The sequence below is a fragment of the Mesorhizobium sp. NZP2077 genome (genome assembly GCF_013170805.1).
Lineage (GTDB): Bacteria > Pseudomonadota > Alphaproteobacteria > Rhizobiales > Rhizobiaceae > Mesorhizobium.
Map to the genome: position 1 here is coordinate 977745 of NZ_CP051293.1, position 15721 is coordinate 993465.

A 15721-nucleotide genomic window follows, 5' to 3' on the forward strand; every position below is an offset into this window, starting at 1 on the left:
TACACACGGTCCCGTTCAAAAGGGATCATGCCGTTACGCCACGCCAGCGATCGCCCTGGCGAATTCGCTTGCCGAGAAAGGTTCGAGGTCGTCGACCTGTTCGCCGACGCCGATGAAATAGACCGGGAGTTTGTGCTTTGCCGCGATCGCCACCAGAATACCGCCGCGCGCCGTGCCGTCCAGCTTGGTCATCACCAGGCCGTTGACGCCGGCGATGTTGCGGAAGATCTCGACCTGGTTGAGCGCGTTTTGGCCGGTGGTGGCGTCGACCGTCTGCAACACGGTGTGCGGCGCTTCCGGGTCGAGCTTGCCGAGCACGCGGACGATCTTTTCCAGTTCCGCCATCAGCTCGGTCTTGTTCTGCAGCCGGCCGGCGGTGTCTATGATCAGCACGTCGGAGCCTGCCTCTTTCGCCTTCTCGAAGGCGTCATAGGCGAGGCCGGCAGCATCGGCGCCGATCTTGGAGGCGATGACAGGCGATTTCGTGCGCTCGCCCCAGATCTTCAATTGCTCGATCGCGGCAGCGCGGAAGGTGTCGCCGGCGGCGAGCATCACCGACAGGCCGCCATCGGTCAGTTTTGCCGCCAGCTTGCCGATGGTGGTGGTCTTGCCGGTGCCGTTGACGCCGACCACCAGGATGACATGCGGCTTGTGCGAGAGGTCGAGCTCCAGCGGCCGGGCGACAGGGGTCAGCACCTTCTCCACTTCGGCGGCCATGACCGTGCGCACGTCTGTGTCGGAGACGTCCTTGCCGTAGCGGCTGGCGGCCAGCGCGTCAGTGATACGAAGCGCGGTTTCCATGCCAAGGTCGGCGCGGATCAGCACATCCTCGAGGTCCTGCAGCGTTTCCTCGTCCAGCTTGCGCTTGGTAAAGACGCCGGCAATGTTGCCAGTGAGCTCGCGCGACGAACGGGCAAGCCCGTCCCGCATGCGCTGGAACCAGGAGCGCCTCGGCGCCGGCTCCGGTGCTTTTTGCGGCTCGGCCTTCTGCTCGACTTTTTTCGCCACCGTCACCTTGCCGGGAGCGGGTTTCGGCTCCGGCAGGGGTTGTGGGGCCGGTGGCAGGATGGGCTGCGGCTCGGGCGCGATCTCGGCAATGACGAGCTGCGGCGCGACCGGCGCCGGCTGGCGAATGGGGGGAGCGATTTCCGCCGCCGGGGCTTCCGGAGCAGCCTCGATGGTTGAAGGGGCGGCTCCAGCCTTTGAAGTCGGTTGCGCGGAAGGCGCGGCCGGTGGCGGCACTTCGACCGGCGCGGGCTGTTCAGCTGGAACCTCGGCGGGCGGCGCCGGCACTTCGATCGGCGCCGGTTCCGGCTGCCGTTCCGGACGTGGCGGCGCAATTTCCGGCTCGGCTGGTGCAGGGACTTCTTGCGGCTGCGGTTCGGGGGCGGGTTTCGGAGCAGGCGGGGGAAGCGGAACTTCCTCGGGTGCCGGCGGCTCTGGCTTTGGCGCGGGTGCCGGTTCTTCGACCGGCGCCGGCTCAGGCTGCGGTTCCGACGGAACAGTCCGCTCAGGCACCGGCGGGATGGTCGGAGCGGGCTCGGGTACTGGTTCTTCGACAGGCGCCGGTTCCGGCTGCAGCGCTACAACAGGCTCGACCGCCGGTGCCGGCACGACCTCCTCCTCGGGCTGCGGCAAGTCACGCTTCAAGAACTCCGGAACGACCTGCTCGGCCGCCGGCTTCAGCGCATCGAGCTGATCCCATTTGATCGGCGGCAGCGGCGCGGTCTCGTCGATCCGCTCCTCGACAATTTCTTTCTTGCCGAACGAAAATATCTTCTTGAAAAAACCAGCCATGCTTTGCGTTTCTCAGGCGGCGCGTGCGGCAAGCGGGGCTGCGATCAGCCTGATACCATCGTGGCCAGTAATTGTCGCTTCGACGATCTCGCCCGGCGCGCCCGTGCCGAGCGCGGCAAGCGTGAAGCCTTCGGTGCGGCCAAGCCCGTCGCGCTCGACCAGGATCGACTGGCGTGTGCCGGGCAGCGAGGACAGATGGCGCCGATACGCGGCTTCGCCGACGGCACGCAGCCTAGCGGCGCGCTGCTTGACCACTTCGCGGCGCAGCTGCGGCATGCGCGCGGCGGGCGTGCCTTCGCGCGGGCTGAACGGGAAGACGTGAAGGTGGGTCAGGCCGCATTCCTCGACGATCTTTTCCGAGTTCTCGAACATGTCTTCGGTCTCTGTCGGGAAGCCGGCGATGATGTCGGCACCAAAAACGATGCCGGGACGCAATTTGCGCACGTCCTCGCAGAAGCGGATCGACTGGTCGCGCAGATGGCGGCGTTTCATGCGTTTCAGGATCATGTCGTCGCCGGATTGCAACGACAGATGCAGATGCGGCATCAGCCTGGATTCGGTGGCGATGGCGTCGAGCAATTCGTCGTCGGCCTCGATCGAATCGATGGAGGATAGGCGCAGACGCTTCACGTCGGGCACCTGTTTCAGGACAGTCTTCACCAGTTTGCCGAGTTTCGGCGCGCCTGGCAGGTCGGCGCCGAAAGACGTCATGTCGACGCCGGTCAGCACGATCTCGGCATAGCCGTTGCCGGCCAGCCGCTTGACCTGCTCGACCACCGCGCCCATCGGCACCGAGCGCGAATTGCCGCGGCCGTAGGGGATGATGCAGAAGGTGCAGCGGTGGTCGCAGCCATTCTGCACCTGGACGAAGGCGCGCGCGCGGCCCTCGATGGCATCGACCATATGGCCGGCGGTTTCGCGCACCGAGAAAATGTCGTTGACGCGAGCCTTCTCGGTGTCGTTGACGCCAAAATCCGGCAGCGCGCGATAGGAATGCGCCTTGAGCTTTTCTTCATTGCCAAGCACGAGATCGACCTCGTCCATGGCGGCGAATTTTTCAGGTTCGGTCTGGGCGGCGCAGCCGGTGACGATGATGCGCGCCTGCGGGTTGTCGCGGCGCGCCTTGCGGATCGCCTGTTTGGCCTGGCGCACCGCCTCGCCGGTGACGGCACAGGTGTTGAAGATCACGGCGCCGCCTTGCAGCGCGCCGAGCCCGGCGGTTTCTGCCTCGCGCCTCATCACTTCGGATTCATAGGTGTTCAGCCGGCAGCCGAAGGTCACCACATCAATGCGGCTGGGGGCCTCGGAAAGGGAGCCTTCGAAGACCGGGCTCTTGGACAGAGCAGCCGACATCAGGCAGCGCTTTCGGTGTCGCGGGCCCAACTGCCGGTCGAGGGATCGAAGCTGCCGGAAAATTCCCATTCGGCGGCACCGGTCAGGATGACGTGGTCGTCGTCGCGCCATTCGACATGCAGCGTGCCGCCGCCCGGGGTCAAAAGGCCGACGCTGCGGCCGGTGCGCCTGGTCCGGGCCGCGGCCACCACTGCGGCGCAAGCCGCCGAGCCGCAGGCCTTGGTCAGGCCGGCGCCGCGTTCCCAGGTGCGGATGATCATGGTTTCGGGCGACGTCACCCGCGCGATGGTGATGTTGGCGCGTTCGGGGAAGATCGGGTGGTTCTCGAGCAGCGGACCGAAGCGTTCGAGCTCATAGGACCAGACGTCGCGGTCGACCCAGAAGATGGCGTGCGGATTGCCCATCGAGAGGGCGGAGGGCGAATGCAACACCGGCGCGTCGATCGGGCCGATCTGCAATTCGATCATGCGGGTGTCGCGGAATTCTTCCGCCAGCGGAATCTCCTGCCAGCCGAAACGCGGTATGCCCATGTCGACCGAGATCGTACCGTCGGCATGTTCCCGGGCGTTAAGAATGCCGGCGCGGGTTTCGAAGGTGAAGGTCTTTTGCCCGGTCTCGGCGGCGAGCGCCTGCACGACACAGCGCATGCCGTTGCCGCAAGCCTGGGCACTGGTGCCGTCCGAGTTCAGGATGTCGACATAGTAGGCGGTGCCTGGCGTCTTCGCATCATGGATCGCCATGATCTGGTCGAAGCGGGTCGCGGCATCGGCGTTGAGCACAAGCGCCGCCGCCGCCGTCACCAGGTCGGCACGGCCACGCATGTCGGCAACGATGATCTCGTTGCCGATGCCGTTCATCTTGGCGAAAGGGGCAGTGCTTGCCATAGCTCCGCGAAATTCCATGTCCGTTTGGCGCTATATGGCGGAAACGGGCGGGAATTACCAGTCTGCAGGCGCTTTACGTGACGGCGAAGATGCCAAGCACCACCAGCAGGAAGATGACCAGAACAATGCCAATGAGGACGCGCGCACCAGTGGCAGCGGCTCCGGCCAGCGCCGGCATGCCGAGCAGGCTCGCCGCGGCGGCGACGATGAGCAGAATGATGATCCATTTGATCATGGGAATGCCTCGCAAACCGACAGATTCTAAAACCGCATGAAAACGCGGCTGTAGCGCTTGGGTTCCGTAGGTTGCGAGGCTGTGGCGGTGGCAAAAACTAGCCGGCGATCTCGATGTCGGTGCTGAACGGTGCCGTCTTGGTCGAATTCTGGTCATGCATGAGGAAATTGCACTTGTATTTGCCGGCCGGCAGACCGTCGAGAGACAGGTCGAGCTTGAAGAAGAGTTCGCGGTTGTGCGAACGGGAAGCGACCTGAACGCTGCCGATCTTCTCGAAGGTGCCCAAAGCTTCACCTAAGTCGGAGAGCACGGTGAGGTCGACGGAAAGCGCTATCTGGCTGTTGCCGAGGCCGTCCGAGCCGTAGCCATAGCCGACTGGCTCCATGTAGAGTACGACCTTCTCGCCTGGCTTATAAATGTGATTGGCGCGCTCGTTGTAGATGCCGAAGCCACTGGCCGAGTCGACCTGTTTGACGTTCTGCACGGCAAGCGGCATCGCTTGCCACAAGGCCTCCTCGGCGCCGCGGAATTTCTCCAGCGCGCCAGCGCCATCGCCGGCTTGCAGCGCCTTTTCGGCTTCGGCCGCGCGATCGGTAATCTCCCCCGCGAAAGCCGCCGGTGCTGAAATTGCCAGCGCCATCAGAGCTGCAACGATCGATTTCATCTGAAGTCCCCCTTTTTGCTGGCCGGACCATCGGCGAAAATGATGGTGCCGTAAATGGCCAATGCAGAAACTTCAGCCTTGTTCGACCTCCGGTACCTTCCAGATCTCGCCGGGCCGCAAGGCGCGAAAACGGTCCTGCGGCAGGCCCTCGACCTCGAGCGCCTCGGCCAGTTTGCGGGCTGGCTCGTCCATGGGTTCGTCGGTGAGCTGAAAAGTGCCCCAGTGGCAGCCGGCGGCGAAGGCGGCATTGCACAGTTTCATGCCTTGCACCGCTTCCTCCGGATTCTGATGCTGCGGCGCCATGAACCAGCGCGGCTCATAGGCGCCGATCGGCAGGATGGCGAAGCGGAAGCCGCCATGCTTGTCCGCCATCAGCCGGTAGTTGATGCCGTCGTGGAAGCCGGTATCGCCGGCGAAATAGATTTTCCCGGCTGCGGTTTCGATGACAAAGCCGGCCCACAGCGCCATGCGGCGGTCGCGGGCGCCACGCGCCGACCAGTGATGCGCCGGCTCGACGTGGACGAAAACGCCGTCAACGATCTCAACCCTGTCGTCCCAGTCATGTGCCGACAGCCGCATATCGCGAACCGCCTCGCCGATCAGCACATCGTTGCCGAGCGGCGTCACCACCAGCGGATCGTGTTTTTCCTTCAGTCGCTTCAATGTGGCTAGGTCGAGATGATCATAGTGGTTGTGGCTGACCAGCACGATGTTGATCGGCGGCAGATTGTCGAAGGCGATGCCCGGCGGATTGACGCGTTTTGGTCCGGCGAGGGAAAACGGCGAGGTGCGTTGCGACCAGACGGGATCGGTGAGGATGTTCAGTCCGGCCGTCTGGATCAGCAAAGTGGAATGGCCGACCATGGTGACGGTCAGATCGGAACCTTCGACCCGCGCGGCCGGCCTTGCCTGCGGAAAGAGGCTCGGACTGGTCGCCGGCCATTTCGCGCGCTGGCCGTTGAACTGCCATTTCAGCAGATCGGTGAAGCGCCCCGGCATCTGGCCGCCGGGATTGAAGAACAGAGTGCCATCGAAATGGTCGTTGGCCGGACCGCTGTAATAGCGGTTGGCGCCTTTCTTTCTCGCGGCCAAGGTCTGCGCTCCAGCGGTTTCGGCTCCTTGACATAGGTTCTGTGCCGGTTGGCGCAAGCGTCGCCGGTCAAATGGCGAAGACGGGGGACTTGTCGGTTGGGGATCCGGAGGCTGAGCGGCGAGCCGCCGGACCCGTCCTGATTGCGATAAATTTGCAACAATTCTTGCCGCAAACCCTATTTTAACCATATCAGGTTGAAATTTCGCCACCTTCTCCATCTTGGTGGAGGTGAGATTGCGCGGACGGCATCCCCCAGCCGGATCCGACGGAGGTTGGAATGAATTTTTCGAAAAGCGGCCTTGTGGCCGTATCGCTGGCTGCGCTCGTTGCGAGTGGCTGCTCGACCACACGCTTCTCGTCGATGGACGACCAGCAGCCCGCGCCGCTGCCTGCGGCTCCGGCCGGCCAAGTGAGTTCCAACCAGCTGCCGCCGCCGGCCTCGCCCGGCACCACCGACCCGTCGCAATTCCCGACCGCACCGGCAAACACGCAGGTTGCGTCCTTGCCGCCGGACGGCTCGGCGCCCGCCGGTGCCTCGGATCTCAGCGCGGCTGCCGTCGCCGGCGTCTGGAACGCCAGCGTTTCCGGCCAGAGCTGCAAGATTGCGACGCCGCAGACCAAGTTCGGCGCCGGCTTCCGCGCCGGGCCGCTGCATTGCCCGGCCCCGATCGACGGCATCAAGTCGTGGAACGTCGCCGGCAAGCAGCTGACGCTTTACGATGAGAATGGCGGCTCGCTGGCGCGGCTCTATTCCTCGGGCGGTTCGAAATTCGATGGCCAGACTTCCAGCGGTCAGCCGATTTCGCTTACACGATAAGCCAGATATGCCGATATTCAGGTGATGCCGGCCTGCGAACGGCGGTTTTCTGCGCTTCCGGTGCTCACGTACTTTAAGTACGCTCCGCTCCGGTTCTCGAAAGCCGCCATTCTCGGCTCGGCCTGACCTGAATCTCGACACACCTAGTCCCCCGGAGCATCCTGCTCTGAACAAACGACGTGACCGATGCATCTGCGTGACGGCCTCCAGACCCATGCGACCGTCAGGCAGCGCTACGACCATTTGGTGGACACCGGCGCGATCGAGCGCGATCCGGCGCAGGAACGCATCGCGGCAGCGCTCGATCGGCTGACATCGGAAATCTCGGCAAAACGGCTGGCGCACAAATCCAGTGCGCTAGGCTGGCTGTTCGCCCGCAAGCGCGAGACGCGGGACCTCGTCAGGGGCCTCTACATCCATGGCGGCGTCGGCCGCGGCAAGACCATGCTGATGGACATGTTCTTCGAGCTGCTGCCGGTCCGGCGCAAGCGCCGCGTCCATTTTAACGACTTCATGGCCGACGTGCAGGATCGCATCCAGAAGCACCGGCAGGCGCGCAAGAATGGTGACGTAAAGGAAGACGATCCGATCCCGCCTGTGGCAAAAGCCTTGGCCGAGCAGGCCTGGGTGCTGTGCTTCGACGAATTCTCGGTCACCGACATCGCCGACGCGATGATCCTGTCGCGGCTGTTTTCGGCGTTGTTCACCAATGGCGTCGTGCTTGTCGCCACCTCGAACGTGGCGCCGGAAGATCTCTATCGCGACGGGCTCAACCGCCAGCTGTTCCTGCCGTTCATCAGCATATTGGAACGGCACGCGCAGGTGTTGTCGCTCGACGCAGACAAGGATTACCGGCTGGAAAAGCTCGCCCGCACGCCGGTCTATGTCATGCCGGCCGATACTGTGGCCGACCGGGCGCTCGATGAGGCCTGGCGGACGATGACACGCGGCGCGCCGATAGAAGCGACCTCGCTGACGCTGAAGGGACGGCAAGTGGTGGTGCCGGCCGCGGCGGGCGACGCGGCGCGGTTTTCCTTCGCTGATCTCTGCGAAAAACCGCTCGGCGCGCGCGATTTCCTGGCCATCGCCGGACGCTTCTCGACCATCTTCATCGATCACGTGCCGGTGCTGGGCGAAGGCAAGCGCAACGAGGCCAAGCGCTTCATCCTGTTGATCGACACGCTTTACGATCATCACGTGCGGCTGGTGGTGAGCGCAGAGGCGCCGCCGCAAGAGCTTTATGTGGCCAAGCGCGGCGTCGAGGTGTTCGAATTCGAACGCACCGCGTCGCGCCTGATCGAGATGCAGAGCCGCGACTGGCTGGAAGGCTGGGCCGAGCGGCGGAAGGCGACGGCGCCGACAGAAGCGTCGCAGGCGCAGGCTTAGAGGCGAGAAAGTTCGCGATCCATCGCACCCCTCTGTCCCGCCGCTGCTTAAAACTCACATCCTCGGCGACCCGCATCACAAGGTCGTCATCGCCTCTTCAAGCCTTCTGATCGTCACCCTAATTGTGTAATCTCTGGCAGGTCGGCTTACAAACTTTGACGTTTACGTAAATCCCAAACCATCTAACCGATTGAAAATACTCACCCCAAAATAATCGTTTGAATTTATCTTGCACCAGGGCTATTGGGTGCGGCGAAATCTCGCGGGTTTCCGCTGCATTCCGGCCTCTTCCTCGACGCCGTCATCAAGTCGTCAAAGATTTGGGCGCAGTCACAGACAAAGGGAAAACATCCTCACATGGCACGCAACAAGATAGCGCTTATCGGCTCGGGCATGATCGGCGGCACGCTGGCCCACATGATCGGCCTCAAGGACCTCGGCGACGTGGTGCTGTTCGATATTGCCGAGGGCATTCCGCAAGGCAAGGGGCTCGATATCGCGCAGTCGTCGCCGGTCGATGGGTTCGATTCCCGGCTGACCGGTGTCAATGACTATGCCGGCATCGAGGGCGCGGACGTCTGCATCGTCACCGCCGGCGTGCCGCGCAAGCCGGGAATGAGCCGCGACGACCTGCTCGGCATCAACCTCAAGGTCATGGAGCAGGTCGGCGCCGGTCTGAAGAAGTACGCGCCGAAGGCCTTCGTCATCTGCATCACCAACCCGCTCGACGCCATGGTCTGGGCGCTGCAGAAGTTTTCCGGCCTGCCCAAGACCCATGTCGTCGGCATGGCTGGCGTGCTCGACAGCGCGCGCTTCCGGTATTTCCTGGCCGAGGAATTCAAGGTTTCGGTCGAGGACGTCACCGCCTTCGTGCTCGGCGGCCACGGCGATTCCATGGTGCCGATGATCCGCTATTCGACGGTGTCGGGCATTCCGCTGCCCGACCTGATCAAGATGGGCTGGACCTCGAAAGAGAAGCTCGACCAGATCGTGCAGCGTACCCGCGACGGCGGCGCCGAGATCGTCGGCCTGCTCAAGACCGGCTCGGCCTATTACGCGCCGGCCGCCTCGGCGATCCAGATGGCCGAGGCCTATCTCAAGGACAAGAAGCGCGTGCTGCCGTGTGCTGCCCACCTCTCCGGCCAGTATGGCGTCAAGGGCACCTATGTCGGCGTTCCCGTGGTGATCGGCGCCGGCGGCGTCGAGCGCATCATCGAGATCGACCTCAACAAGGCCGAGCAGAAGATGTTCGACAGTTCGGTGGCGACCGTGCAGGGCCTGACCGAGGCCTGCGTCAAGATCGCGCCGCAGCTCGCCTCGAAGTAATTCCGCCAAAACGTCAATCCCGGCAAAAAAGACTTGGAGATAGTTCCCAATGAACATCCATGAATATCAAGGCAAGGCGCTGCTGAAGAGCTTTGGCGCGCCGGTGGCCGAAGGCGTGCCGGTGTTCAAGGCGAGCGAGGCGGAAGCCGCGGCCAAGGCGCTGCCCGGCCCGCTCTATGTGGTGAAGAGCCAGATCCATGCCGGCGGCCGCGGCAAGGGCAAATTCAAGGAGCTTGGCCCCGATGCCAAGGGTGGTGTGCGGCTGGCGAAGTCGGTCGCCGACGTCGTCGCCAACGCCAACGAAATGCTCGGTCATACGCTGGTGACCAAGCAGACCGGCCCGGCCGGCAAGCAGGTCAATCGCCTCTATATCGAGGACGGCGCCGACATCGAGCGCGAGCTCTATCTGTCGATCCTCGTCGACCGTTCGGTTGGCCGCGTCGCCTTCGTCGTCTCGACGGAAGGCGGCATGGACATCGAGGCGGTGGCGCATGACACGCCGGAAAAGATCATCACCGTCGCCATCGACCCGGAAAAGGGCGTGACGGCAGCCGATCTGAAGTCGCTCAACGGCGCGCTGAAGCTCGACGGTGACGCGGCCAAGGACGGCGAAACGCTGTTCCCGATCCTCTACAAGGCCTTCGTCGAGAAGGACATGAGCCTGCTCGAGGTCAACCCGCTGATCGTCATGAAGAACGGCCGGCTGCGCGTGCTCGACGCCAAAGTATCGTTCGACAACAATGCGCTGTTTCGCCATCCCGACGTGCTCGAACTGCGCGACACCACCGAAGAGGACGAGAAGGAGATCGAGGCGTCGAAATACGACCTCGCCTATGTCGCGCTCGACGGCAATATCGGCTGCATGGTCAATGGCGCCGGCCTGGCCATGGCGACGATGGACATTATCAAGCTATATGGCGCCGAACCGGCCAACTTCCTCGATGTCGGCGGCGGCGCTTCCAAGGAGAAGGTGACGGCGGCGTTCAAGATCATTACCAAGGATCCGGCGGTCAAAGGCATACTGATCAACATCTTCGGCGGCATCATGAAGTGCGACATCATCGCCGAGGGCGTCATTGCCGCGGTCAAGGAAGTCGGCCTGAAGGTTCCGCTGGTGGTGCGCCTCGAAGGCACCAATGCGGAGCTCGGCAAGAAGATCATCAACGACAGTGGCCTCAATGTCGTATCGGCCGATGATCTTGATGACGCAGCCAAGAAGATCGTGGCGGCGGTGAAGGGCTGAGCGGATGCCTCCGCGCAAGATAAACCTCGTCGAGGCGGCGGATGCGAAGATCACCAAGGTCTTCGATCCGCATATCGCCGGCGACGTGAATGACAGTCAGGCGAAGGTCGCCAAGTTCGGCGAGGTGTTCGATTGGCACGCGCATGAGCATGAGGATGAAGCCTTCCTCGTGCTGCGGGGCAGGATCGCCATCGATTTCCGCGACGGTCCCGTCGAGCTCGGCGAGGGCGATTTCATCGTCGTGCCGCGTGGTGTCGAGCACCGGCCGCGCTCTCTTACGGCAGAGCCCGTGGTGCTGATGTTCGAGCCGGCGACGACGCTCAACACCGGCAATGCCAAGAGCGACCTCACCGTCACCGACCTGAAGCGGCTCTGACCATGAACGCTGCATCCTTCTCTTCGCTCTCGGCCGATCACCAGCGCCTGCTGGCGCTGGTCGGCGCGTGGCGCGGCGAGGAAGAGGTGGCGGACACACAATGGGCCGACGGCGGCCCGGCGACGTCCGAAGTGCTGGCGGAGGCACAGTTCGGTGGCCTGTTCGTGGTGCAGCGCTATCGCCAGCGCCGCGACGGCACGATTTCCTTCGGCGCGCATAGCGTGTTCGGCTTCGACCAGCAGAACAGCCTCGTCACCATGCACCAGTTCGATTCGATGGGCTTTGTGCCGGTTTCGCCGGCCATGGGCAGCTGGAACGGCAGCGAGCTGGTCCTGGAGCGATCGTCGCCGCGCGGCTCCGCGCGCGTGACGTATATTTTTGACGATGCCGACATCTACCGCATGCGATTGCATTTCAAACCTGCCGGCAGTGATGCCTGGCAAGACATGGTGAGCGGCGTCTACAAGCGCGTCTCGCCTTCCTCGATCAACGGTTTTTAGAAAAGGGCTCCGATGTCCATTCTCGTCGACAAGAACACCAAGGTGCTGGTGCAGGGCCTGACCGGCAAGACCGGCACGTTCCACACCGAACAGGCGCTGGCCTATCACGGCACCAAGATGGTGGGTGGCATCCACCCCAAGAAGGGCGGCGAGACCTGGACCGGGTCGAAGGGCGAGAGCCTGCCGATCTTCGCCACCGTCGCCGAGGGCAAGGAAAAGACCGGCGCCAACGCGTCCGTCGTCTACGTGCCGCCGGCGGGCGCCGCCGAAGCGATCCTGGAAGCGATCGAGGCGGAAATCCCACTGATCATCTGCATCACCGAGGGCATTCCGGTGATGGACATGATCAAGGTCAAGGCGCGGCTCGACCGCTCGACCTCGCGGCTGATCGGCCCGAACTGCCCGGGCGTGCTCACCCCCAACGAATGCAAGATCGGCATCATGCCCGGAAACATCTTCCGCAAGGGCTCGGTCGGCGTTGTTTCGCGCTCGGGAACACTTACCTATGAGGCAGTGTTCCAGACCACCAATGTCGGCCTCGGCCAGACCACCGCCGTCGGCATTGGCGGCGACCCCGTCAAGGGCACCGAATTCATCGACGTGCTCGAGATGTTCCTCGCCGACGACGAGACCAAGTCGATCATCATGATCGGCGAGATCGGCGGTTCGGCCGAGGAAGACGCCGCGCAGTTCCTCAAGGACGAAGCCAAGCGTGGCCGCAAGAAGCCGATGGCCGGCTTTATCGCCGGGCGCACGGCGCCGGCCGGCCGCACCATGGGCCATGCGGGCGCTGTCATCTCCGGCGGCAAGGGCGGCGCGGAGGACAAGATCGCGGCGATGGAATCGGCCGGGATAAAGGTTTCGCCGTCGCCGGCACGGCTGGGCACGACCTTGGTCGAGGCGATCAAGGGTTAAGGGAGTAGGGCAGTATGGCAGTAGGGGAATAGGAAGAACGGGACGAGCGGCGGCAACGCCACTTTCCCACTGCCCTATTGTCTTAATGCCCCACTCCCCTCCAAACGCAAGGAGACGGAGCCAGGCTCCGCAGGCAAAAATGGCAAGACAAGATCAGGCCAACGACCAATTTTCGCTCACCTCGTTCCTCTATGGCGGCAACGCCGACTATATCGACGCGCTCTATGCCGCCTATGAGGACGATCCTGCCTCGGTAAACCCCGAATGGCAGGAGTTCTTCGCCGGACTGAAGGACGATGCCGGCGATGTGCGCAGGAATGCCAAGGGCGCTTCCTGGGCAAAACCCTCCTGGCCGCTGCAGGCCAATGGCGAGCTGGTGTCGGCGCTCGACGGCAATTGGGGTATCGTCGAGAAGCACCTGGAAAAGAAGGTCAAGGACAAGGCGATCACCAACGGCGTCGTCCTGTCCGATGCCGATGTGCACCAGGCGACGCGCGATTCGGTGCGCGCCATCATGATGATCCGCGCCTACCGCATGCGCGGCCATCTGCACGCCGATCTCGACCCGCTCGGCATCGCCAAGCCGCTCGAGGACTACAATGAATTGTCGCCCGAGAATTACGGCTTCACTGAAGCTGACTACGACCGGCCGATCTTCCTCGACAATGTGCTGGGGCTCGAATTCGGCTCCATCCGGCAGATGCTGGAGATCCTGACCCGCACCTATTGCTCGACGCTCGGTGTCGAGTTCATGCACATCTCGGACCCTGAGGAAAAGGCGTGGATCCAGGCGCGCATCGAAGGCGCCGACAAGGAAATCTCGTTCACCGCCACCGGCAAGAAGGCGATTCTCTCGAAGCTGGTCGAGGCGGAAGGTTTCGAGCAGTTCATCGACGTCAAGTACAAGGGCACCAAGCGCTTCGGCCTCGACGGCAGTGAAGCGCTGATCCCGGCGCTGGAGCAGATCGTCAAGCGCGGCGGCCAGCTCGGCATGAAGGAAATCGTACTCGGCATGGCGCATCGCGGCCGGCTGAACGTACTGTCCCAGGTGATGGCGAAGCCCCACCGCGCCATCTTTCACGAGTTCAAGGGCGGTTCGGCCGCACCCGACGAAGTCGAGGGCTCGGGCGATGTGAAGTACCATCTCGGCGCCTCGTCGGACCGTGAGTTCGACGGCAACAAGGTGCATCTGTCGCTGACCGCCAACCCGTCGCATCTGGAAATCGTCGATCCGGTGGTGATGGGCAAGGCGCGCGCCAAGCAGGACTATCTGTTCGGCCGCGGCCGCGAGGAGATCGTGCCGCTGGAGGAACGGGCCAAGGTGCTGCCGCTGCTCTTGCATGGCGACGCCGCCTTCGCCGGCCAGGGCGTGATCGCCGAAATCCTCGGCCTGTCCGGCCTGCGCGGCCACCGCGTTGCGGGCACGCTGCATTTCATCATCAACAACCAGATCGGCTTCACCACCAATCCGCGCTTCTCGCGCTCGTCGCCCTATCCGTCCGATGTCGCCAAGATGATCGAGGCGCCGATTTTCCACGTCAATGGCGACGATCCGGAAGCCGTGGTGCATGCCACGAAGGTGGCGATCGAATTCCGCATGAAGTTCCACAAGCCGGTGGTCGTGGACATGTTCTGCTACCGCCGCTTCGGCCACAATGAGGGCGACGAACCGGCCTTCACCCAGCCGATCATGTATCGCAACATCCGCACCCACAAGACGACGGTGCAGATCTATGGCGAGCGGCTGATCGCCGAAGGCCACATCAGCCAGGCCGAGCTCGACCAGATGAAGGCCGACTGGCGCGCGCATCTGGAATCGGAGTGGGAAGTCGGCCAGCACTACAAGCCCAACAAGGCCGACTGGCTGGACGGCGCCTGGTCGGGCCTGCGCACGGCCGACAACCAGGACGAACAAAGGCGCGGCAAGACCGCTGTGCCGGTCAAGACGCTGAAGGAAATCGGCAAGAAGCTGACCGAGGTGCCGAAGGGTTTCGAGGCGCACAAGACGATCATCCGCTTCCTCGAAAACCGCCGCGAGGCGATCGATTCCGGCGAAGGCATCGACTGGTCGACGGCCGAGGCGCTGGCTTTCGGCGCCATCCTGCTCGACGGCAATCCGATCCGCCTGTCGGGACAGGATTCCGAACGCGGCACCTTCTCGCAACGCCATTCGGTGCTCTACGACCAGCGCGACGAGACCCGCTACATCCCGCTCAACAATCTGTCGGCGGCACAGGCCGGCTATGAAGTCATCAACTCGATGCTGTCGGAAGAGGCGGTGCTGGGCTTCGAATATGGCTACAGCCTGGCCGAACCCAAGGCGCTGACCCTGTGGGAAGCGCAGTTCGGCGACTTCGCCAACGGCGCCCAGGTGGTGTTCGACCAGTTCATTTCGTCTGGCGAACGCAAGTGGCTCAGAATGTCGGGCCTGGTCTGCCTGCTGCCGCACGGCTATGAAGGCCAGGGCCCGGAACATTCCTCGGCCCGGCTGGAGCGCTTCCTGCAGCTTTGCGCCGAAGACAATATGCAAGTGGCCAACTGCACCACGCCGGCCAACTACTTCCACATATTGCGACGGCAGCTGAAGCGCGACTTCCGCAAGCCGCTGATCCTGATGACGCCGAAGTCGCTGCTGCGCCACAAGCGGGCGGTGTCGACGCTGCCGGAAATCTCGGGCGAAAGCTCGTTCCACCGGTTGCTGTGGGATGACGCCCAACTGCTCTCCGGCCAAGCGATCAAGCTGGTCAAGGATTCGAAGATCCGCCGCGTCGTACTGTGCTCGGGCAAGGTCTATTATGACCTGTACGAGGAGCGCGAGAAGCGCGGCATCAACGACATCTATCTGCTGCGCGTCGAACAGCTCTATCCGTTCCCGGCCAAGGCGCTGATCACCGAACTGTCGCGTTTCCGCAACGCCGAGATGGTGTGGTGCCAGGAGGAGCCCAAGAATATGGGCGCCTGGTCGTTCATCGACCCATATCTGGAATGGGTGCTGGCGCATATCGATGCCAAGCATCAGCGGGTGCGCTACACCGGCCGGCCGGCGGCCGCGTCGCCGGCGACCGGGTTGATGTCCAAGCACCTTGCCCAGCTCGCCGCCTTGCTCGAAGACGCGCTCGGCGAATAACAGAA

At 63.4% G+C, this 15721-nt stretch carries 14 protein-coding genes; 8 read left to right on the forward strand and 6 right to left on the reverse strand.

What is annotated here, in order from left to right:
* Positions 1-33: 33 nt before the first annotated feature.
* From ftsY to HGP13_RS04725, 6 genes are all read right to left on the reverse strand, one after another.
* Positions 34-1797 carry a signal recognition particle-docking protein FtsY gene (gene ftsY / locus HGP13_RS04700; protein ID WP_172222171.1) on the reverse strand — a complete coding sequence of 588 codons (1764 nt, stop codon included), beginning with the start codon at positions 1795-1797 and terminating at the stop codon, positions 34-36.
* A 12-nt stretch (positions 1798-1809) separates the two neighbouring features.
* Complete coding sequence (mtaB, locus tag HGP13_RS04705; protein WP_172222173.1) at positions 1810-3150, reverse strand: tRNA (N(6)-L-threonylcarbamoyladenosine(37)-C(2))-methylthiotransferase MtaB; 1341 nt, start codon at positions 3148-3150, stop codon at positions 1810-1812.
* On the reverse strand, positions 3150-4034 hold the full coding sequence (gene dapF / locus HGP13_RS04710; protein ID WP_172222176.1) for a diaminopimelate epimerase: 885 nt from the start codon (positions 4032-4034) through the stop codon (positions 3150-3152). Before dapF ends, mtaB begins: the two co-directional genes overlap by 1 nt.
* A gap of 73 nt (positions 4035-4107) precedes the next feature.
* The gene (locus tag HGP13_RS04715; protein ID WP_027059387.1) at positions 4108-4269 is read right to left on the reverse strand and encodes a DUF1328 family protein; all 162 of its coding nucleotides are present in this window, start codon (positions 4267-4269) and stop codon (positions 4108-4110) included.
* A 97-nt stretch (positions 4270-4366) separates the two neighbouring features.
* On the reverse strand, positions 4367-4933 hold the full coding sequence (locus HGP13_RS04720) for a hypothetical protein (RefSeq protein WP_172222179.1): 567 nt from the start codon (positions 4931-4933) through the stop codon (positions 4367-4369).
* A gap of 72 nt (positions 4934-5005) precedes the next feature.
* Positions 5006-6025 carry an MBL fold metallo-hydrolase gene (locus HGP13_RS04725; protein ID WP_172222181.1) on the reverse strand — a complete coding sequence of 340 codons (1020 nt, stop codon included), beginning with the start codon at positions 6023-6025 and terminating at the stop codon, positions 5006-5008.
* A 278-nt stretch (positions 6026-6303) separates the two neighbouring features.
* Here HGP13_RS04725 and HGP13_RS04730 point away from each other — a divergent pair, with 278 nt between their 5' ends.
* From HGP13_RS04730 to HGP13_RS04765, 8 genes are all read left to right on the forward strand, one after another.
* The gene (locus HGP13_RS04730; RefSeq protein ID WP_172222184.1) at positions 6304-6843 is read left to right on the forward strand and encodes a protease inhibitor Inh/omp19 family protein; all 540 of its coding nucleotides are present in this window, start codon (positions 6304-6306) and stop codon (positions 6841-6843) included.
* A gap of 186 nt (positions 6844-7029) precedes the next feature.
* Complete coding sequence (zapE, locus tag HGP13_RS04735) at positions 7030-8229, forward strand: cell division protein ZapE (RefSeq protein ID WP_172222186.1); 1200 nt, start codon at positions 7030-7032, stop codon at positions 8227-8229.
* A gap of 357 nt (positions 8230-8586) precedes the next feature.
* Positions 8587-9555, forward strand: coding sequence for a malate dehydrogenase (gene mdh / locus HGP13_RS04740; protein ID WP_172222189.1), 969 nt, complete (start codon positions 8587-8589; stop codon positions 9553-9555).
* Between the two features lie 49 nt (positions 9556-9604).
* Positions 9605-10798 (forward strand): ADP-forming succinate--CoA ligase subunit beta, encoded by a 1194-nt coding sequence (gene sucC / locus HGP13_RS04745; protein WP_172222191.1) that lies wholly within the window; start codon positions 9605-9607, stop codon positions 10796-10798.
* Positions 10799-10802: 4 nt separating this feature from the next.
* Positions 10803-11174, forward strand: coding sequence for a cupin domain-containing protein (locus HGP13_RS04750; protein ID WP_172222194.1), 372 nt, complete (start codon positions 10803-10805; stop codon positions 11172-11174).
* 2 nt (positions 11175-11176) lie between these two features.
* Complete coding sequence (locus tag HGP13_RS04755; protein ID WP_172222196.1) at positions 11177-11674, forward strand: DUF1579 family protein; 498 nt, start codon at positions 11177-11179, stop codon at positions 11672-11674.
* A 12-nt stretch (positions 11675-11686) separates the two neighbouring features.
* Positions 11687-12589: a succinate--CoA ligase subunit alpha gene (sucD, locus tag HGP13_RS04760; RefSeq protein WP_027042853.1), complete on the forward strand. Its 903-nt coding sequence runs from the start codon at positions 11687-11689 to the stop codon at positions 12587-12589.
* Positions 12590-12728: 139 nt separating this feature from the next.
* A complete protein-coding gene (locus HGP13_RS04765; RefSeq protein ID WP_172222199.1) occupies positions 12729-15716 on the forward strand; it encodes a 2-oxoglutarate dehydrogenase E1 component in 2988 nt (995 codons plus the stop codon).
* The last annotated feature ends 5 nt before the right edge of the window (positions 15717-15721 follow it).